At 38.1% G+C, this 19,748-nt stretch carries 19 protein-coding genes, 1 pseudogene and 1 riboswitch; of the genes and pseudogenes, 10 read left to right on the forward strand and 10 right to left on the reverse strand.

Translation table 11 applies throughout. The annotated features are described in order from the left end of the window. The first annotated feature begins 13 nt into the window (after positions 1 to 13). Positions 14 to 2,530 carry an NEW3 domain-containing protein gene (locus AABM38_RS22395; protein WP_423408364.1) on the forward strand — a complete coding sequence of 839 codons (2,517 nt, stop codon included), beginning with the start codon at positions 14 to 16 and terminating at the stop codon, positions 2,528 to 2,530. A gap of 146 nt (positions 2,531 to 2,676) precedes the next feature. Here the strand turns inward: AABM38_RS22395 and AABM38_RS22400 are convergent, their stop codons facing one another. From AABM38_RS22400 to AABM38_RS22425, 6 genes are all read right to left on the reverse strand, one after another. Beyond that, positions 2,677 to 3,738, reverse strand: coding sequence for a hypothetical protein (locus AABM38_RS22400; protein ID WP_335376636.1), 1,062 nt, complete (start codon positions 3,736 to 3,738; stop codon positions 2,677 to 2,679). A 418-nt stretch (positions 3,739 to 4,156) separates the two neighbouring features. Then, complete coding sequence (locus AABM38_RS22405; RefSeq protein ID WP_423408365.1) at positions 4,157 to 4,456, reverse strand: hypothetical protein; 300 nt, start codon at positions 4,454 to 4,456, stop codon at positions 4,157 to 4,159. Positions 4,457 to 4,470: 14 nt separating this feature from the next. Further along, entirely contained in the window at positions 4,471 to 4,866 is a 396-nt protein-coding gene (locus tag AABM38_RS22410; protein WP_423408366.1) for a hypothetical protein, read from the reverse strand. Between the two features lie 31 nt (positions 4,867 to 4,897). Continuing rightward, positions 4,898 to 5,761: a hypothetical protein gene (locus AABM38_RS22415; RefSeq protein ID WP_423408367.1), complete on the reverse strand. Its 864-nt coding sequence runs from the start codon at positions 5,759 to 5,761 to the stop codon at positions 4,898 to 4,900. Positions 5,762 to 5,799: 38 nt separating this feature from the next. After that, a complete protein-coding gene (locus AABM38_RS22420) occupies positions 5,800 to 5,940 on the reverse strand; it encodes an HNH endonuclease (protein WP_423408368.1) in 141 nt (46 codons plus the stop codon). Continuing rightward, complete coding sequence (locus AABM38_RS22425) at positions 5,873 to 6,655, reverse strand: HNH endonuclease (RefSeq protein WP_423408369.1); 783 nt, start codon at positions 6,653 to 6,655, stop codon at positions 5,873 to 5,875. Before AABM38_RS22425 ends, AABM38_RS22420 begins: the two co-directional genes overlap by 68 nt. 66 nt (positions 6,656 to 6,721) lie before the next feature. After that, a riboswitch (cyclic di-GMP riboswitch) is annotated at positions 6,722 to 6,812 on the reverse strand. A 478-nt stretch (positions 6,813 to 7,290) separates the two neighbouring features. Between AABM38_RS22425 and AABM38_RS22430 the strand changes: the two genes are divergently transcribed. The 9 genes and pseudogenes from AABM38_RS22430 to AABM38_RS22470 all read left to right on the forward strand — a co-directional run. After that, entirely contained in the window at positions 7,291 to 8,055 is a 765-nt protein-coding gene (locus AABM38_RS22430) for a GntR family transcriptional regulator (RefSeq protein ID WP_423408370.1), read from the forward strand. Then, a complete protein-coding gene (locus AABM38_RS22435; protein ID WP_423408371.1) occupies positions 8,055 to 8,486 on the forward strand; it encodes a PTS sugar transporter subunit IIA in 432 nt (143 codons plus the stop codon). Before AABM38_RS22430 ends, AABM38_RS22435 begins: the two co-directional genes overlap by 1 nt. Before the next feature lie 12 nt (positions 8,487 to 8,498). Next, entirely contained in the window at positions 8,499 to 8,786 is a 288-nt protein-coding gene (locus tag AABM38_RS22440; RefSeq protein ID WP_423408372.1) for a PTS sugar transporter subunit IIB, read from the forward strand. After that, on the forward strand, positions 8,787 to 10,055 hold the full coding sequence (locus tag AABM38_RS22445; protein WP_423408373.1) for a PTS ascorbate transporter subunit IIC: 1,269 nt from the start codon (positions 8,787 to 8,789) through the stop codon (positions 10,053 to 10,055). A gap of 72 nt (positions 10,056 to 10,127) precedes the next feature. After that, complete coding sequence (locus AABM38_RS22450; protein WP_423410819.1) at positions 10,128 to 11,045, forward strand: phosphotriesterase family protein; 918 nt, start codon at positions 10,128 to 10,130, stop codon at positions 11,043 to 11,045. 9 nt (positions 11,046 to 11,054) lie between these two features. After that, the gene (locus tag AABM38_RS22455; protein WP_423408374.1) at positions 11,055 to 11,678 is read left to right on the forward strand and encodes a bifunctional 4-hydroxy-2-oxoglutarate aldolase/2-dehydro-3-deoxy-phosphogluconate aldolase; all 624 of its coding nucleotides are present in this window, start codon (positions 11,055 to 11,057) and stop codon (positions 11,676 to 11,678) included. A 4-nt stretch (positions 11,679 to 11,682) separates the two neighbouring features. Beyond that, entirely contained in the window at positions 11,683 to 12,432 is a 750-nt protein-coding gene (locus AABM38_RS22460) for a creatininase family protein (protein WP_423408375.1), read from the forward strand. Positions 12,433 to 12,917: 485 nt separating this feature from the next. After that, the gene (locus AABM38_RS22465) at positions 12,918 to 13,802 is read left to right on the forward strand and encodes a LytR family transcriptional regulator (protein WP_423410820.1); all 885 of its coding nucleotides are present in this window, start codon (positions 12,918 to 12,920) and stop codon (positions 13,800 to 13,802) included. A 239-nt stretch (positions 13,803 to 14,041) separates the two neighbouring features. Continuing rightward, positions 14,042 to 14,229 (forward strand): annotated as a pseudogene (locus tag AABM38_RS22470) (transposase); the annotation flags it as partial. A gap of 211 nt (positions 14,230 to 14,440) precedes the next feature. Here AABM38_RS22470 and AABM38_RS22475 read toward each other — a convergent pair. From AABM38_RS22475 to AABM38_RS22490, 4 genes are all read right to left on the reverse strand, one after another. Next, the gene (locus tag AABM38_RS22475) at positions 14,441 to 15,568 is read right to left on the reverse strand and encodes an acyltransferase family protein (protein WP_423408376.1); all 1,128 of its coding nucleotides are present in this window, start codon (positions 15,566 to 15,568) and stop codon (positions 14,441 to 14,443) included. Between the two features lie 546 nt (positions 15,569 to 16,114). After that, positions 16,115 to 17,104 carry a UDP-glucose 4-epimerase GalE gene (gene galE / locus AABM38_RS22480; RefSeq protein WP_423408377.1) on the reverse strand — a complete coding sequence of 330 codons (990 nt, stop codon included), beginning with the start codon at positions 17,102 to 17,104 and terminating at the stop codon, positions 16,115 to 16,117. Positions 17,105 to 17,266: 162 nt separating this feature from the next. Further along, the gene (locus tag AABM38_RS22485) at positions 17,267 to 18,673 is read right to left on the reverse strand and encodes an oligosaccharide flippase family protein (RefSeq protein ID WP_423408378.1); all 1,407 of its coding nucleotides are present in this window, start codon (positions 18,671 to 18,673) and stop codon (positions 17,267 to 17,269) included. Between the two features lie 24 nt (positions 18,674 to 18,697). Beyond that, positions 18,698 to 19,312, reverse strand: coding sequence for a CatB-related O-acetyltransferase (locus AABM38_RS22490; protein WP_423408379.1), 615 nt, complete (start codon positions 19,310 to 19,312; stop codon positions 18,698 to 18,700). Between the last annotated feature and the right edge of the window lie 436 nt (positions 19,313 to 19,748).

Genomic DNA, 19,748 nt, shown 5'->3' on the forward strand with positions numbered 1-19,748 from the left:
AGGGGTTACAAACATGCGCAAGTATTTGATTGGTTTGCTTTCTTTCCTGCTGATCGTGTCGATGGTGCCTTTAAGCGGATCAGCTGTGGAGACGCAGAAACACGATGTTGAACTTTGGAATGCCGTTAAGCCTCTTGAAACGACTGTTACCTTTTTGAATACCGGTGCCCATCCGGATGATGAACGAAGCGACTTTTTAGCTTACCTTTCCAGAGGGCTTGGCGTTACGACAGCCAGCTTGATCGCGAACCGCGGTGAAGGCGGACAGAACGAAATTGGCAATGAGCTCGGCAACGCGCTTGGGATCATCCGCTCACGTGAAATGATCGAAGCCGCAAAAATCACCGGCGTTACTGCCTATCACTTAAGCGAAACGACCTCCGACGAAATTTATGATTTCGGATTCTCCAAAAGCCCTGAAGAAACATTGTCTAAATGGGGAGAAGACGAGACATATGAACGCTTGATCCGTTTTATCCGTACGTACCAGCCGGATATCGTCATGCCTTCTTTCAAGAATGACCCATCACAGCACGGCCACCACCGCACCATGGCCATCCTCACTGAACGCGCCTTTGAAGATGCAGCAGATCCGACTATCTATCCTGAACAGTTAAAAGAAGGATTATCTGTCTGGAAAATGAAGAAGTTCTACTTCCCTGCTACATCAAAAGATACAGCAACCACATCGATTGAAATCGGCATGTACGATCCGATTTATGAAATGAGCTACCCTCAGCTTGGCGAACAATCCCGCTATATGCACAAAAGCCAGGGAATGGGAAGTGATATCCCAGTTGCCCCTCGCCAGGCGAATCTTGAATTAGCGCACACTACCGTAGACACACATGGCAGCGATGACCTATTTGCAGGCGTACCATATGACCTTGCAGAATGGGCACAGGTACTGCCGAAGAAAGCCAATGACCTTAAGGGCCAATACACAAAACTGCAGGGAAAATTAGATTCTATTGTCGCTGCCTATCCTGACCGCAATGCGGTTTTCACACAAACACAAAAGGCATTAAAGGATGTCCGCAATCTACAAAAGAAAACTGAAACCGCTAAGCTGGATAAGGAGCTAAAATTAGACCTGCTTCATAAGCTGGGACTGAAGGAACAGCAGTTGCAGACAGCAAGCTTTGTTTCTTCGAGCCTTGATGTAAAAGCAGAAGCTGCATCGAACATCCTGACAAAAGGCCAGGAGACAACTGTTACCGTAACTCTTAAGAACAATGGCAGCCAGGAATTGGAGCATACCCAGGTTTCTTTGACCGCTCCAAAAGGCTGGAAGATTACTGCGAACAAAAAGGAAAAAGCCCTCTCACCAGGGGAGACTGCCCAGCTTACTTTTAATGTAAAAGTTCCTGAAAATGCCGAATTCTATCACGCGTACAAGGAACCGGCTTTGCAGGCAGTCGTTTCTTATAAGAATAAAGGAACGGCAACTGTCCAAACTCAGAAACTGGAAGGAACCATCGCTGTCCTACCAGATGCAGCGGTCAAGCTGAATCCTGAGGATATCATCGTGAATACCGCCAATGTGCAAAAAGAAATTCCGGTAATGGCTAAAGTCAAAAACTATTACAATGGCAAAACGAAGGCGTCCGTTTCCTTAAAAGTGCCTGCAGGCTGGAAAGTCGAGCCGAAATCAGCAGCTGTTGATTTTGCAAGCCAGCTCGAGGAAAAAGAAGTCACTTTCACCCTTTCACCGCCTGCGGATATTAAGTCAGGAGATTTCAATATTGATTCAGAAGTATCCGTGAACGGGAAAACGTTCAGTTCAACAATCCAGGAAATCAGCTATGACCATATCGGCACCTTCTATTATCAATATCCAGCACAGGTCCATGGCGTCGCCTTCGAACTATTGAAGAACGACAACTTAAAAGTCGGCTATATCGACAGCGGCTTTGATATGGTAGCAGATTACCTATCAAATGCAGGCTTGAACATCACCAAGCTGACAGACAATGATATCGCGACGGGCGACTTGAGCCAGTACGACACGATCGTCGTCGGCATTCGCGCCTACCTATCACGAGCCGATTTGCTGCAAAACAATGCACGCCTGCTAAAATACGTGGAAGATGGCGGGCACCTAGTCGTTCAGTACCACAAGCCAAGCGGCGACAACTGGAACAAAGACACATCAGCACCATACCCATTAACGATCGGCAACGTCTCCATCAAATGGCGCGTAACCGATGAAAACGCAAAAGTTAACGTCCTAAAACCAGAGTCCCCTCTCTTCAACTATCCGAACAAAATCACAGACAGCGACTGGGATAACTGGGTACAAGAAAGAGGACTATACTACCCAATGGCTTGGGCACCAGAGTATGAAACCTTCGTCAGCATGGCGGACCCGAACGAAGCCCCATTCGACGGTGGCATCTTGATGGCTAAGTACGGCAAGGGAACGTATCTTTATACGAACCTTGTATTTTATCGACAGATTCAGAGTCAGGTACCTGGTGGGTATAGGATCTTCACCAATCTAATCAGCTACGGTTCAGAAAACGAATAAATAAAAAAGTGCCTGGTTTCCACTGCATTAAGCAATGGAAGCAAGGCACTTTTTTTGAAGAAACACGGGGACCGTCACTGTTCCTCAAAGTAATAATCCTACGAAGCGTGACACCATAAACCTCCACGCTTCCCACTTATATATTTTTATCCCTGTTTTAATACATAGTCTTTATAATGATATATCTTACTGTATTTAAACAATTCATTTTCAATTTGTATATTATTTTCTGGAATATCAAAAAACCTCTTTAAAAAAGCAAATAAGTGTTCTTCTTTAATAGGTAATTTTTCTTCTAATTCAAATAATGAAAATGAGTAATTATTCAAAAGAAAATATTGTAAGTTTTCATGAAAAAGTTGCAATAATTCCTTTGCCCATACTGTATTCTTAACAATCAAGGGAGATTCACCTTCATTTAATACTAGAGCTTCTAAAACAGCCATTTTTGAATAAATTGAAGGCATAATATCTATTGAAGTGTTGTAACTTGGATCTTCTATAAAAAACTCTATAGGAGCCATAGAATCGTTGTTGAAGAATACATTGATTCCTAAGCCATTGAATCTACTATTCTTTACTTGTCTATCAGGACTTCTATATGTATGATTAATACTTGATTTTACTTCTGCTAGACCTATGACATTTAAGAATTTATCAATTATGATAAAGTCAGGAGACGGTGCCCTATTAGATGTCCCAACTTTTAAGATTCCATGTTCTTGTACATTATCAATCTGAGCCAACAATAACCTTACTAAACCTTCTCCATATCCCCCTGATATTTTCCCTTTTTTTTCTGGTAAAATTCTGCTAACCAATCTTTTGTTTGTAAAGAGTACTCCATTTTCCACAACTAGGGGATGCTGATTTAGTATATTTATATAGGGATGAACTTCTCCAGTAGCCATAATTTCATTAAGCAACCCAAAGTAATCACTTAATAGAAAAACTAAGTTATTATGTATCTCTAGATATCTACTTCTATCATAACTCGTAGCCCTTAACCTAAAGTACGTCCTGTTTGCAAGTTTATATGCATCATTAAGATAACTATTAATATCAAGATGTGTTAAGTTAGAATTTAATGAACTAAGATTCTTCTTAACCATTTGATGTAATTTGCTACCCGCTGTAAATGTTTGATGTGATATTGCTGATGCAATAGTAAAATCCATAGTTTTTGCAGGGCTGCTCAGACTAGACATATAAATCTTCTCACCTCATCTTAATTATTTCGAAAGGACGCGAAACTCGGAGACGGTTCTTCTGCTTGACAAAATAACATAGTAATATTCAATATTTTTTTGGTATCCTCCTATTCTACTTTAGTTTAGCAGTCACATATGTATTGAAAAAAATTGAAAAGAGCTCAGTTTCTAGTTCACTTTATTTCGAGTACAGAATGGGACATTAGAACCGTCTGTTTCGGATCTTTTTCTCTCTTCAAGTTTGCCAATTCCACCAGAGTTATTTAATAACTAAATGTAATAAGCCTTAAGAAAAAAAAGCTTAATGACGAATTCCCGCAAAACTTCTCGTCTTTTATTTCGACTCCCGAACGTGACACTAGAACCTTCCCGGTGTCTGCGCTATTTGGAACGCAAGAACCGTCCCCATGTTCCACTAAATACTGTTCATTTCCAACATTAACTTTTGAATAGCTTCTTGATCGTCATTTTTAATGGCTTCTTCTAGTTGCCCGTTTAATAATTGCAGCTGGTTGTTTTGTTGTTTGTTTTGCATTTCTTGATTGAACTTGTCTTTGTCGGCTTGCAGGATGGTGTATATTTGTTGTTCTTTGGCCAGGATGGCTGCTCGTTCTGCTTCTTCCTGTTTTATTGTTGCGTTCAGTTCTTCTGCTGCTTGTTTTAATGTTTCTTTGATGATTTGTTCAGCTTGTTCCCATTCTTCTTTTGAGGACATGATTTTCACTCCTATTAGTCAATATAACTCTTTATAGGCTGAAGGCCCTCAAGTTTTACATCCTGCATTTTGTTATCCAGTCCATCTAGCGGGTTTTTGTTATAGACATTCATCATTAAATTAGATGCAAGCGTCACAAGCTGCATATTATTTTCCTGCAGTCCCTTTTCAAGTACCTTATCTGCAGAGCTATACAATCGTTCACGTTCTGCGAAACTTTTTTCCATGAACTTTTCAAACTTGTCTCTTTCCAGCTCAATCTTAAGGGTGATGGCATTGAGGCATGAAATCAGGCGTTGCCTTTCGGTTTCTTCCACTTCTTTTGCCTTCAAGTAACTTGTCGCCGAATTAATCGTTTCTGTTACAACTGATGCGATATCCAATGGGCTAAAAACATTCTTTACACTCATTATGACTTCCCCTTTTTATTTGAAGTTTCCACTATAATTGTCGGACTAATTGCTCTAACTGTTTAGTCAGTTCCTGATATTGAGTAGTAATGACAGCCTCGTCCTGAAGAAACTGTGTCGTAAGAGTTTTTTCCAGCATCCTGATGATTTCGATCGCTTGCTCTGCATCCTGGACGTCCGATTCATCGGTAAAATCTGAAGCTAATAATTCTTCCGTATGCTTCATTTTTTCTTTAAGAGGACGATACAAGCGTTCAATCAGCGAACGTTCTTCGTAGATGCTTTGTTCAACAAAGGTCAAGTTCGTTTTCAATACTCTTAGTCTTCCACACTCTAATTCCAGCTTTGCCTTTATTTTTTTCGCTTCCTGCAAATAGGAATCTGCCTGTTTCACACGTGTTCTTTGCTGGATTAAATCCATGCCAATAACCCCGCCGACAAGTCCTACACCCAATGTACCGATCACCGCAGCGGCTGCAGGCATGAAGGGATTGCTATCCTCAGTATGTGAGGAATAAAAATCCTTCCTTCTTAAATGATAGTCTGTTATATATTTCTCCACCGTTGCTCCGTATTGACTTTTAATCTCTTCATACAATTTCTTTTTATAGACGTAATGATCGTCAATCAACGTTTCAACACAAAGTATTTCTGTGTGAACATCATCAAACAACCCATCATACTTCCTTTGTGCCTTATACAGGATCTCTCCTGCCTCACTATTTTTTTCATAAGATGTTTTATAATCGCTGTTGCCTTTAATCACCATTTCTTTAAAGCCGTCCGTCATCAATTCGGTAAACTCTTTTCTTCCATCACTTAGAATCTGCCCTAATTCTTTTCCTGAATCTGTGAAGATTTTACCTACTTCGAAAACATTCCTAAAGAAACCCATCACACTGCCCCTTTTGGCTCAATTTTGCTTTTTCTAACTTATCTATACTCACTCCCGCCACCCCAAAGTTCACGGCCTCCGGTATGTCCCACGCTTGCATGTGTTTCCCGGTCAACTAATTGCAGGACTCCTGGCTCTTCCATTGTGATGCCAAGTGTATCCTTCTGGATTATCTCCATTGGACAAAGATTCAATGTCAGCTTCGTTCAAGCCTAGCTCTTCAGCTAATTCTGGATCTCCTTGAATATCCTCATATAACTCATAGTTTGCATATGTAAAATGGATATAATCGCTTCTCAGATACATGTCTTCCTCTATTTCCACTTCATATTCACTATCGAAAACTGGGAAGGAATCAGTAACGGTTTCTCCATTAGGTAGTTCAATCGTTTTGGTCTCGAATGGTATATCTTCACCTGATAAATCGGAACCTGTCTCCTCCGCATCAGCAATATCGACTCCATCTATAATATCAACAACTCCTACAGCCAATGCTCCTATGGCAACCGTTTTAGCGATGGATATGGCTCCTTTTTTAACACGGTCATGATCTCCATCGATAAAACCGCCAATGACTTCACCGCCATTATGGACCGTGTGTTTAGCAGTTTGGTAGACTCCCTTCGCAGTCCTTCCGACAGCACTTCCGATATCATTCAAGCCCTGATCACGCTGCGCGGGATTGTCATTGATGATTCCCGCAACCGTCCCAACAGCTCCATCAGCAGCTTGTCCAACTGTAGTTCCAGCGAACTCCGAGGCTTTTCTGACTCCTTTTCCGATGTCCTCGATCACATCTGATCCAGTTAACTCCCCAATAACCTGGATTGGTCCTCCAACTACCATCCCAGCGGTTTTGCCCGCATATTTACCAAACGTCTTAAGAAAGCTCATGCCATTAACCCCTCCCGGATAATAAAAAAACTATGACAAAAAGCCATAGTAAGAGGTTCTCTAAACTATGGAAACCTGACGATCATAGCACACCTCAGCATGCCTTAGACTCACGGCTTTGCGTCCTCCCCTTTCGAGAAGTTTGCCTTTTTCATAGTATTTGATTTGGAATTATTTACATATCAAGTATATAGGTCTTTGGCACCGTGTGTAAAGTACCTACTAAATCTCGTAGAAATTTAAAATACATAGAATTTAAAAGGAATTATTATTCAGTAAAATGGAATATAATTTCCCGTGTTGTATAAATAAAGGAAAAAAACACGATGAGCAGGTAATAACCCACTCATCGTCCTTTTTTCCGTAAAACTTCTGAATGTCTACTATAAGAACCGGGCCATTTTCTCTCAGGGTACATCCCCGCGCTTCCACCAAAAAAGGAACACGAGTAGAACACAGGGACGGTTCCCGCGTTCCTAAAAGGAACAAGAGAACCGTCCCCATGTTCTTCTAAAAGGTTATAATCTTTGTCTGAATAAAAAAAATAATTGACACAATTCATTATAATGTTAATATTTAATTAACTAATTATCATATAATACATCATAATCTTTAAAAAGAAGGTGATAATCATTTTGCGGTTAGATAAAAACCTAAAGATGCCTCTTTATAAGCAATTAAAGGATGCTCTTATGGAGTATATTGAGGAAAACTTAAAGGAAGGCGACGCTCTTCCGATTGAGTCAGAAATTGAGAAACTATTTGGTGTCAGTCGTATTACCGTCAGAAAAACAATTGAGGAACTTGTCAATGAAGGTGTAGTCACGAAGACTCAAGGAAGGGGAACCTTCGTACAGTCGAAAAACATCGTCCAAAAAGCTGGTAATATCACTAGTTGGACTGAGGAAATGCGTGTAAAAGGGAAACATACTGAAACTAAAAATATGATGATTTATGAAATTGAGCCATCGAAGAAAATAGCTGCAGAGTTGCAGCTGGCCAAAGGAGAAAAGGTTATTTGCCTGAAGCGTTTGCGTTGTGCAGACGGAGAACCTATTTCAATCCTGATTAACTACTTCCGCTCAAAATTCACACCTGGTTTCATGGAAAATGGTCTGATGAAGGAATCTCTTTATGAAGTACTTGAGGAAGATTACGGTATCCATCTCGAACAAGCACATGAAAGAATCAAGGCTAGACTGTCCACCGATTTAGAAGCATTGGAATTAGGAATCTCTCCGGATTCAGCTATCCTTCATATCACCCGGGTTTCCTATTTACCTGATGGAACCCCATTCGAGATGGTTGAAATGGCTAACAGATCTGATCGTTATGAATATGATATTGATTTAGTTGGCAGAAACAAATTAAAGACATTTAACACGGAAGGAGAGTCCTGATGCTGACCATAAACAAAAACCTCATCCAATTAGACGTTGAGGCAGCAACCGCTGAAGAAGCCATTCGTGCAGCAGGTAAACTATTGGCTGATGAAAACAAAGTGGAGGAGCGCTATATCGATGCAATGGTAAAAGGCTTCGAGGATGTAGGTCCTTATATTGTTTTAGCTCCTTCCATTGCGATCCCTCACGCCAGACCGGAGCATGGCGTCCTTGAACAAGGCTTTTCCCTGGTGCGCCTGAAGAACCCGGTAGCATTCGGCCACCCAACAAATGATCCTGTTCAATTAGTTTGCGCTATTTGCGGCACTGACGCCACCAGCCATATAGGCATGCTGCAAACAATTGCAGCTGTATTAGGGAACAAAGAGAAACTGGAAGTGATATTAACATCCAATAATGAAGAAGAAATTTTATCAATTTTAAACTAAGGAGTGGGGAAAATGAGAATTGTGACTGTATGCGGAATGGGCTTTGGAACATCACTAATGCTGTTGATGGAGGTTCAGGCAATCGCCAAGAAACATGGGTATGATGTTGATGGTGAAGCTGTAGATTTGGGTTCAGCCAAGGGTAAAGCCTGTGACTTTATGGTCACCTCCAGTGAAATTGCATCTGAGTTAAGCAGTGAATCTGTTGAAGTAGTCTCCATTAATAATCTATTAGATAAGGAAGAAATAGAGCAAAAGGTCATGCCCGTTATTGAAAAAATTGCTAAAGGGGTGAAATAGATGCTGGATTTCATTGTATCTATTTTAAGTAACCCTGCCATTATCCTCGCCCTTATTGCCGCTTTAGGATTAATAGCTCTGAAAAAGTCTACCTCCGATGTCATTAAAGGTACCTTAAAAACAATCTTTGGTTTCTTAATTCTTCAGCAAGGTGCCGGAATTATTGTAAACGCTTTAATACCTTTCAGTACGATGTTTACCGAAGCATTTGGACTAAAGGGTATTGTAGCCGAAGATAATGCTCTCGTTGCAGCAGTACAACAAGTTTTAGGAAAAGAAACAGCCCTAATTCTTGTATTCTCATTCCTAATCAATCTAGTAATTGCAAGATTGACTAAATGGAAGTATATCTTCCTTACTGGCCATATGATGTTCTCATTCGCAGGTACAATGGCGATCGTTTTCCATCAAATGGGATTATCATCAACTATGACCGTCATCCTTGGCTCAATTATACAAGGTATCTCAATGGTATTATTCCCTGCCATATCTCAGCCATTTGTCCGTAAAATAACTGGAAATGATCATGTTGCCTTCGGTTTCTGGGGCAGCTCATGGATCAGCTTGTCTGGATGGGTAGGCGGAAAATTAGGGAACAAAGAAAAGTCTTCTGAAGATGTAAAAGTTCCTAAGTCACTCGATTTCTTAAAAGATATGAGTGTATTAATGGGTATTGTCATGATCGTCATCTATGTTGTTACTTCGCTCTTTGTAGATCCAGCAAAAATGGCGGAAATAGCTGGCGGGCAGAACGCGATTCAGTTCTCTATCATGTCCGCACTAACATTTGTTGTTGGTATTTTAGTATTACTTCAAGGTGTCCGTATGTTTTTAGGAGAAATAGTCCCTGCTTTTAAAGGGGTAGGTGAAAAGATTGTTCCTGGAGCTAAGCCTGCGTTAGATGTCCCAATCTTCTATTCATTCGCACCAATCGCAGTAACACTAGGCTTCTTGGCTGCATTGATTGGCAGCTTATTGGTAACAGCTATTTCTAGCATATTGCCAGTCGTCGTTTTACCTTCTGTTATTGGTCTATTCTTCATGGGCGGGGCAGCAGGAGTATTCGGAAATGCAACTGGCGGCAGACGCGGAGCCATTATTAGTGGATTCTTCTTAGGCGTCAGCTGGACATTGCTAATTGCCCTTGCCTACCCTCTTGTGGATGTTACAAAATATGGCGTTGAAGGATTATGGTTTGCTTCTCCGGATGCAATCATCGTGGTGATCCTTATTCGTCTGGTTGGCATGCTGTTCGGAATTCAAATTTAATTTTAATGCCCGTAGAGGAAAGAGCGAAAATTCTTTCCTCTCACTATTTAAATAATATAATCAGGAGTGATGATAATGGGTAAAGTTCGTACCGTTTTAGGAGATATTGATGCAAAAGATTTAGGTTTCACATACAGCCATGAACACTTATGGGCAAACCCACCGGCTAGCCAAAAGGATCGAGATTTAGAATTAACAGACTATGAAGCTAGTGTAAGTGAACTTTGGAGATTTAAACGCGCAGGTGGAAATGCGCTTGTAGATGCTACAACAATGGATTACGGACGGGATGCCAAGCACCTTATCAGAATGGCCGAAGAAACTGGTGTAAATCTCGTCATGACAACCGGATTCAACAAACATATCTACTTTCCAAGGTGGGTACAAGCATTAGAAATTGAAGAAATTACACAAAAACTAGTCAGGGACGTTACAGTAGGTATGGACGGCACTTCTGCAAAAGCTGGCTTCTTAAAATCAGGTTCTTGGGATCAGCTCATCCACCCTCTTGAGGAAAAAGTGACTCGGGCAATGGCACGGGCGCAGCTTGAGACTGGCGCACCCGTTTGGCTCCATACCGAAGCTGGAACTATGGGGGAAGAAATGCTCGACATCCTTGAGGAAGAAAACGTAGACTTATCAAAAGTAGCTGTAGGCCACAGTGACCGAAATGCAGACCCCTACTACCACCTTGGACTAGCTAAGCGCGGAGCATATGTACAATTTGATGGCGCCAGTAAAATTAAATACTATCCTGACAGCGTGCGAGTAGAACTGATCAAGAATATGATTGAAAATGGTTTTGTTGACCAGCTATTAGTTTCAGCCGATATGGGCAGAAAGAGTTATCTACATGCTTATGGCGGAGGCCCTGGCTTTGAGTACATTATTAAAAAGTTCATTCCTCGCCTATTGAACGAAGGCGTCAGCCAGGAAGATATCGATACGATTTTTATCAAAAACCCTGCTCGCTGGCTTGGCCAGTTTTAAGAAGGTGAAATGATGAATATAAAAAAAGGAACCATTGTCGCAATTATTCGCGGAGTAGAGCCAGCAGATGTAGTCGATATCCTGAAGGCATTGCTTGAAGGTGGCATAAACTGGGTCGAAGTATCCCTAAGCGAAGAGGAAAAAGGACTGGAATGCATTAGAATTCTAAATGAAACTTTTGGTGATCGAATTCATCTAGGAGTTGGAACAGTCACTTCCATCGGCAAGGCGAAAAAGGCTATAGAAGCTGGTGCCCGTTACATCATTACTCCAGGATGGGATAAAGAGCTAGCGAAAGAAATCCAAAAATTAAATGTAGAAATTCTCCCGGGTGTGTTTACACCAGGGGAGATCATGCAGGCACTGAACCTTGGCATTGAAGTTGTCAAACTTTTTCCGTCCAGCAATCTTGGCACTGACTATATTAAAAACTTAAAAGGACCATTCCCTCACCTTAACATTATGGCAGTTGGCGGAGTTTCTTTGGAAAATATCCGGGATTATTACAAAGCTGGCTGTACATCATTCGGAATTGGCAGTGACCTTGTCCCCCGAGGAGCAACAAAAGAGGATAGAGAGAAAATCAAAAACAATGCTCAAAAATACGTAGAGATGTTAAATACTGAGGTGTAACACCATGGGAAAAGCTAAAGAACTGATCACTATGACAAGAGACGAAGTGGAGGCAGCAATTAAAGAATTTCCTGTAGCGATTTTACCTATGGGAGCAACTGAGCAGCATGGCCATCATCTTCCTCTTGGAGTTGACATCTTCCTTGCAGAAGGGGTTTCCAGAAAACTCTCAGAGAAGACCGGCGCCTTGCTGCTACCCACCCAACCCTTCGGATATTCCTGGGTTTGGAGAGACATTCCGGGAACTGTTTCACTACAGCAGCACCATGTTGAAGCAGTGATTAAGGATGTCGCGCATAGTGTTGCACGCTACGGAATCAAAATGCTCGTTCTCGTTAATGGCCACGATGCCAATAATGCCAGCATGAAATATGCAACCCGCGAATTAGCTGATGAACTAGACATTCCGGTCGTTTATCTATTCTATCCTAACCTGAATAAAGTCATGGAAGATATTTGTGACACCCCTACTTGGCACGGCATGGTACATGCTTGTGAATTTGAAACTTCATTAATGCTGGCCCTTAAACCCGAACTAGTTGAAATGTCTAAAGCGGTGAAGGAATATCCCGAAAAGCCTAGACTGTACGGGAAATCATCAATTTCATTAGGAGATTTAAGTAAAAGCGGAGTTTACGGCGATGCAACACAAGCCACTAAAGAAAAGGGAGAAAAGATGCTGGACCTATTTGTTACCGATATGGAACAAATTCTTTTAGAAGCCTATGAAGAAGTTAAAAATGAAGGCTTATAGGGCGGGTGCTGGCACCTCTTCCTTTGTAATTCTGTAGGATTTAATTACTAGTTACGTCAATATCTCATATTAAAACCCTAGCTACCATCAGCTAGGGTTTTTTCTTCTTTTCATACTATCCAAACAAAATTTTTCCGCGTGGTTTCCTATCGTAAAGTACAGGCCTAGGTGGCAGGAGGCTACAGAATCTTCACCAATCTAATTAGGTACGGATCGGAATTTAATTAAACGACAAAGCCAGATTCTCACTATTTTTCATTTTTGAGAATCTGACTTTTTTAAATGCGTTTAAGTTTACCTTCTTATCCGCTATTTAATAAAAAATGAAACATTAGAACCGTCCCACGTTCCATTTTGGATAAAAAATACATTCTCTATTAACTAAAAATTTGTTAAGATAGTGAATAGTGCAAAAACCTTTTTATTAGGAAGGAACAAAACGATGCGATCTGAAAAAAGAAAAAAAGCCTACGTGGCTTAAAGTTATAGGAATAGTGATTCTTCTATTAGTAATTGGTGTAGGAGCTTCTGCATTTACGGTATATAACTCTTTAACTAGTGCTGTGGATACGATGCACCAGCCGATTAAACGGGATAAATCGGAGAAGCGTCAAGACCCTGTTACTTTGGATAAGAAGCAGCCATTTTCCGTATTGATGATGGGTGTAGATAAACGTAAAGGTGACAGCGGCCGTTCTGACACATTAATCGTGCTTACTGTTAACCCTAATACAAAAACAACGAAAATGTTGAGCATCCCGCGTGATACAAGGACTGAAATCATCGGTAAAGGGAAAGAAGATAAAATCAACCATGCCTATGCTTTTGGCGGAGTCGAAATGGCAATGGCTACGGTTGAAAATTTCCTGGATATTCCGATCGACTATTATATGCAAATCAATATGGAAAGCTTTCAGGATATTGTCAACGCTGTAGGTGGAGTAACCGTAAACAATGATCTTGATTTTACAGAAGGGGGATTTCATTTTCCTAAAGGAGAAATCCTGCTAGACGGGGAGAAGGCTTTAAGCTATGCACGTATGCGGCATGAAGATTCACGGGGCGACTTTGGACGACAATTAAGACAGCGCCAAATCATTCAAGCAGTGATTAAAGAAGGTGCAAGCTTCTCGTCCCTAACAAAATTCGATGAAATTTTTAAAGCTTTAGGACAAAATGTTAAAACAAATATGACATTTAATGAAATGGTAGATATCCAGAAGAATTATAAGGACGCTGGCAAAAGCATTCAGCAAATGGAAGTCAGCGGAAGCGGGACTAAGATTGATGGAATCTACTACTATATGGTACCCGATGAAGAAAAGAATAAATTAAATCAAGCTTTAAAAGAACAGCTAGAATTAAAATAATCTTTGATATTTGCCACTCCTATTTTAATTTAGGAGTGGTCTTTTAAAGAATTTCACACTTTTGATCGAACTATTTAATAACTTAACATTATGTTAGAAAGTAAAATGACTGAAAAGTGATTAAGCAAAGCTTAAAGGGCCTCTGTCGCTGACAACAATTTTTAGGTTTCCCCTCTTCCACGCTTCACACCTCTTATTTCCCCTCCCGAATGAGATATGAGAACCGTCCATGTGTCTCCAGCCAGGAACAAAAAACGGACGAGTTCAAAGAAAATATAAGAAAAGGTCTTATCAGGAATGGAAGAACGGGGAAATGAAAAACTTCCACGGGTTAGGTCGTTCAAGGGGGTACGGTCTAAAAAGCATGACCTTACAAGCAAAATTAACTGCTTTAGCAGTAAACTTCAAGATGATATCGAAAATACTTATCCTATAAAAACACCTGTTTTACTCACCTAGTTTACATTTATTTCAAATGAGAAACTAAGTATCTCCATTTTCTTGAAATAGCTTAGAAATGGATATTTTTTTTTAAAAAACAGGACACTTTTTCAGTGATCTCGAAACGTCCCTGTGTCCCATAAAAAGTAACCTCAGAAGGAAAGTGCTTTTGACACAATTGTGTCCAATAGCGTCGTCTACCTAAAATGGTTATAAGAATATTTAGTAACTTTCTTATTGCTAAATTTAACTTTTCTTCCTAGTTTTGCTGATGGTAACTCGATATATTTACGGCATAAAAAAGCAAACAATAAAGTTAATGGCAACGCTATAGAAAAAATCCCCCAAGTAGGTAACACTCCACTCAATAAATAAAAAGAACTAAAAATTACTGGTATGTGCACTAAGTATAAGCTGTAAGATAGTTCACCCAGTATTACTAACACCCTATGAGAAAGTACAATTGAAAACCCCTTAGAAGATAATGCTAACAGGATAAACAAGGAAGCTCCAACTGTAATTCCCCATTCTGCACCAATTATATTGGTAGGAAGTGCACTAAGCAAATGAGAGTAGGTGTACATAATAAATGCTCCGATAAGAAGTAACACCCGTTTATTTTTGCCCAAACTTCTTAAACTAGCAGTTAAAGAATCCTTCTGCTTTGCTAATAAAACTCCTATAATGAACATTGCTGTGTAATGGACCGTATCAAAATACCCATTTCTATATCCGTTAACCGTCTCTAAACTTAATATATGGCTAACACCTAATACTCCTGATAACACGAAACAAAGTCCCATACTCCACTTCCAATTGACCTTAATTACAAATATCACAATTAGTGGAAAAAAGAAAGAGATTCTCATCTCATGGACTAAAGACCATATTACAGTATTATACTCTGAGGTAGGAAAATTACCTATTAATAAAACATGCTCTAATACTGTTTTAACTGTTAATTTTTCATCCCACATTGTTCCAAACATGATACTTAATCCTTCTGCTGTCTTATCATGAAAAAAAGCATAACAAACAAACGTAAAAGAGATTGCTGCTAAATAAGGAATATATATTCTAAACATCCTTTTAACAATAAATTCGCCGTAGTTGAACTCCTTATTCCCACTTAAAATTGGGAGAGATAAAACAAAACCACTTAATATAAAAAAGAAAATTACAGCTTCGTGCCCCGCCCAAAAGAAGTGTAATGGAGTAATGTTAAGCGACTGAGGTATGATTGTTAATATCCCTATACAATGAGTTATAATAACCGTTAACGCTGCTATACCCCTTAGTGAATCCAATTCTTTAATCCTGTTCAAAAATAACAACCACCTTAAAAATTAATAGTTAACGGATTTAATTTTAATAACTATACTATAGAGAATTGTTTATTTATTACAATTCAGTTTGTCAGTATAGGTTAGATTGAACTAATGAAAAATATTTATATGAAATCCTTCAGCTTTTAATGCAAACAATTGAATTTGAGTATTCCTACAGTTAGTTAGAAATTTTAATAAAACAAAGTTAGTTGCCTTCCTAAAGAATACCAAACTTCTTCTACAACAGTACTCCCTTTTGTTACATCAAAGGCGTTGTGAAAGTCTATTAAAACAGCGATATTGGTATTATTTGGCTGCCATTCTACCTATCAGTTAGTAAAAATTTCAGTTCTCATTATAAATGATATATGGCATTTTCAGTTATACCGAAAATTATTTAGTTAATTTCTGTTGCGATTGCGGTAAATGACGTTTTATTTTTATTGATAACTCGAAGTTTGCCGCAACTTGGATTAAAAATAATTTAGTCCAACATAAATAAGCCCACCAAACTATTAGGCCTAGCGGGTAAATTTCCAGTCTTTATAAATTTTTTTCAAAGCGCCAAGCATCCCTGCACATTTCAATAAGATCTCGTTTTACTGTCCAGCCTAGTTCCCTATTTGCTTTTGAAGCATCGGCAAAGCATGAAGCGATATCCCCAGGTCTCCGGTCCACGATGTCAAAAGGGATTTCAATATCATTAGCTTCTTCAAAAGCTTTCAATAATTCTAGTACACTAGTACCTTTTCCAGTTCCTAGGTTATAAGTATGAACACCTTCATTTAAATTTTCTAATGCCGCAACATGCCCATCAGCGAGATCCACTACATGAATATAATCTCGAACTCCTGTACCATCCAGAGTTGGGTAGTCATTTCCAAACACACGTAATTTCTCAAGTTTACCTTTTGCAACTTGAGTTACATAGGGCATAATATTATTTGGAATTCCATTAGGTGCTTCACCGATTAATCCACTCTCATGAGCTCCTACTGGGTTAAAATACCGAAGGATTGATACAGAGAAAGCAGGATTTGCATTAGCTATATCCGTTAAAATCCGTTCACTCATGACCTTTGTTTCACCATATGGATTAGTAGTTGGTAGTAGATCCATTGTCTCTTTAAATGGTACCTTATTATCTCCGTACACTGTTGCTGATGAGCTAAAGACAAAACGCTCAACTCCGTACAATAAACAAACCTTCGCTAATAACATTGTACTTACTAAATTATTCATATAGTACATCAATGGCTTCTCTACTGACTCTCCCACTGCTTTCCAACCAGCAAAATGTATAACGCCATCAATCAGATGTCTTGAAAAAATTTCATTAAGAGCAACTTCGTCTGTTACATCCACTTTATAAAAAATAACATCTTTATTTGAAATATGCTGTACGTAATCAACAACTTGTTCTTTACTATTGCTTAAATTATCAGCAATAATGACAGAATGTCCTGCTTCTAACAGTGCTACGCATGTATGCGAACCAATATAACCAGCGCCACCTGTTACGAGTATATTCACTAAACCTTCATTCCTTCCTTATTCAATACTATATCTTTAGATAAACTTTCCTAAAGGTAACTTAACAACTTAGCTTTTTACGAAATAGAAACTTAATATATACCTTTTATATCAAGGAGTTATAAGGTCTAAAGTAAAATTAAAGTTTTCTAAGATCATTTGTTAGTTTTTCAATTTATTAAAAAGCATACTTAAAAGCGGTTTTATTAAATTTCGCAGTGAAAAAGCTAAGATACAGATTAATAATGTTGAATATAATAATAACCCAATTGTTGTCTCTACGTTAAAGAATATATACATAACAATAGATAAAAAGATTAAATAATATGCGAATTGTATTAATGGAAAATTAATATGAATAACCTTTCTAACCATATATGCTCTTATAAAGGATAAAGCTACAAATGCCAAACAAAGCGCGCCAATAGCTCCTTGAATTCCAAGTAACGGAGTCAGCGTCCATAAAAGTATAATATTTATGACGGCTCCAAATACTGTTGTAGTAAGGATATACTTTGTGTTTTTTTCAGTCATAAAAATAGTACCTAAGAAACCTGCAAATGAATTAAATGCAATTCCTATTAAAGTAAGCGGTACTAGCAATAGTGCATCTTGATAATCACTGTGGATTAAATGAGGGAAAATTATTTTAATAATTAACATTAAAATTGCACTACCAAATACTATTACCTTCAAAATATACTTCATACTTAGTTCATATTTTTGAAATCTATCATTTTCTTTTGCCATTAAATAGACCATTTCATTCCATGCAAATTGAAAAATAGATACTATTAAAGAAATTAATGAACCGAACCTATTTGCCACTGCATACAAACCATTTGCAGCATTACCTAACTCTTGTGCTATCACTATTCTTGTATAACCACTTAAAAGCCAATAAGAAATAGACGCAAGACATAAGGGTATTGAAAATTTCACCATTTCTAATTGGAGTTTTTTATTCAATCTATTTAAGCGGAATTTTGCTATTGGGTGTATATTTAACTCAATGAGTATTACTTGTAATAAAGCTCCTGCTATAAATGAAATATATAGGGATTCAACACCTAAATTGAAATAAACTATTAATATAAAATTTAAAATTGCATTTAATAAAGTATTTAATATTCCTGTCATAACAAACAATGTATTTTTCAAAAAAACTCTAGCAATAAAAGTATATTGATAGTTTATAGCCACCATTAATCCATAGAAAAAAATCAGTAAATCCAATTCAAAATGTATTATTTTATATGCAATCACAAACATAAATGTATATAATAAAAAACCAATAATCAATACTACAAAAGAGTTAGAAATAACATCATACTTTTCTTTATTGTTGTGCTTATCAAAAGAATACCGAAACATACCGTCCCATATTTGAAAAAAAGCGATTGGTGCAAAAAAACTTAATAGTGTCACAACTAAGTCAAATGTACCAAAATCTTTTGGAACTAACTCACTTGTATATAAGGGCAACAAAAAAAAGACGATTAATTTAGAAAGTACGTTACCTATAAAATACGTACCAGAGGTTTTTAAAAACCTTGTAATATTACCCATTAAAACCACCACTACTATATTTATTTACGTAATTGAATTATTTGAATTTCTTAAATAGTCAATGTTATTTATTATTTTTTCTTTATTCCAATCCCAAAATTTAACCTTCTCTAAATTTTCAATCTCCTCTGGACAAAACCTATATTTTATATGTTTCGCAGGTACACCACCTACAATTTCATATGGTTTAACATCTTTAGTCACAATCGAGCCAGCTCCTACAACTGCTCCATTTCCTATTGTAATCCCTTCCTTGATTACAACATTTAAACTTATTAATACATCATTTCCAATGTATACTTTTTTTCGCTCTAAATTATTATTCTCTTGTACAAATCCATACGATTTATTATATGTAAAAGGATGTGTTGTCCTATAATTGAGGGGATGTTCAAATGGCGAAATAAATACACCCGATGATATAGAACAAAACTTTCCAATCTCACAATTCTCCACATATGAATTTGTATTTATATAACTATAATCTCCTATTTTAACATTACTTTCTATATAGGTACCTTTTCCAACACCTACATCAATACCGTAAATAGCATTTAAATTTGCATATTCACTACCTATTCTGGTCTGGTTACGTTTATTGTAAAGTGTATATCGAATAGTTCTTATAAGGCTTTTCATTTTTATTAAGAGCCCCTTTTCCAGATTTTCTAATAGCTATACTGGTAGATCCTTTAATAAACCATACTCAAATTATTAGTTATAATATAAAAGAATTAATTAGTGACTAAGCTATACAAAAAAAATTTACATTCTTACCCACAGTTGTGATTCTTACGATAATTCGGTTATGTCCAAAATAAATATTTTTCTGGCATAGTAAAGCATGAAAATGAGTTATATGCTCATTCCATAGCGTTCACCTGATTAACAAGATTAAAACTATTCAGGGTTCTTCCGGTTGTATAAAAGCGTTGTGCATTGATGTTATCAGCTTAAAAAGTTGGCAGCGCTGGCCAGCAAATTTAAATGTGTCTACGGACATCAGAGTTATTCTTCCATTACCCTAACTTGAGTGCAGCCTTTTATTCATACAACTGGCACGCTAATTCCAATG

The sequence above is a fragment of the Heyndrickxia sp. MSNUG genome, from assembly GCF_049532715.1.
Classification (GTDB): domain Bacteria; phylum Bacillota; class Bacilli; order Bacillales; family Cytobacillaceae; genus Mesobacillus.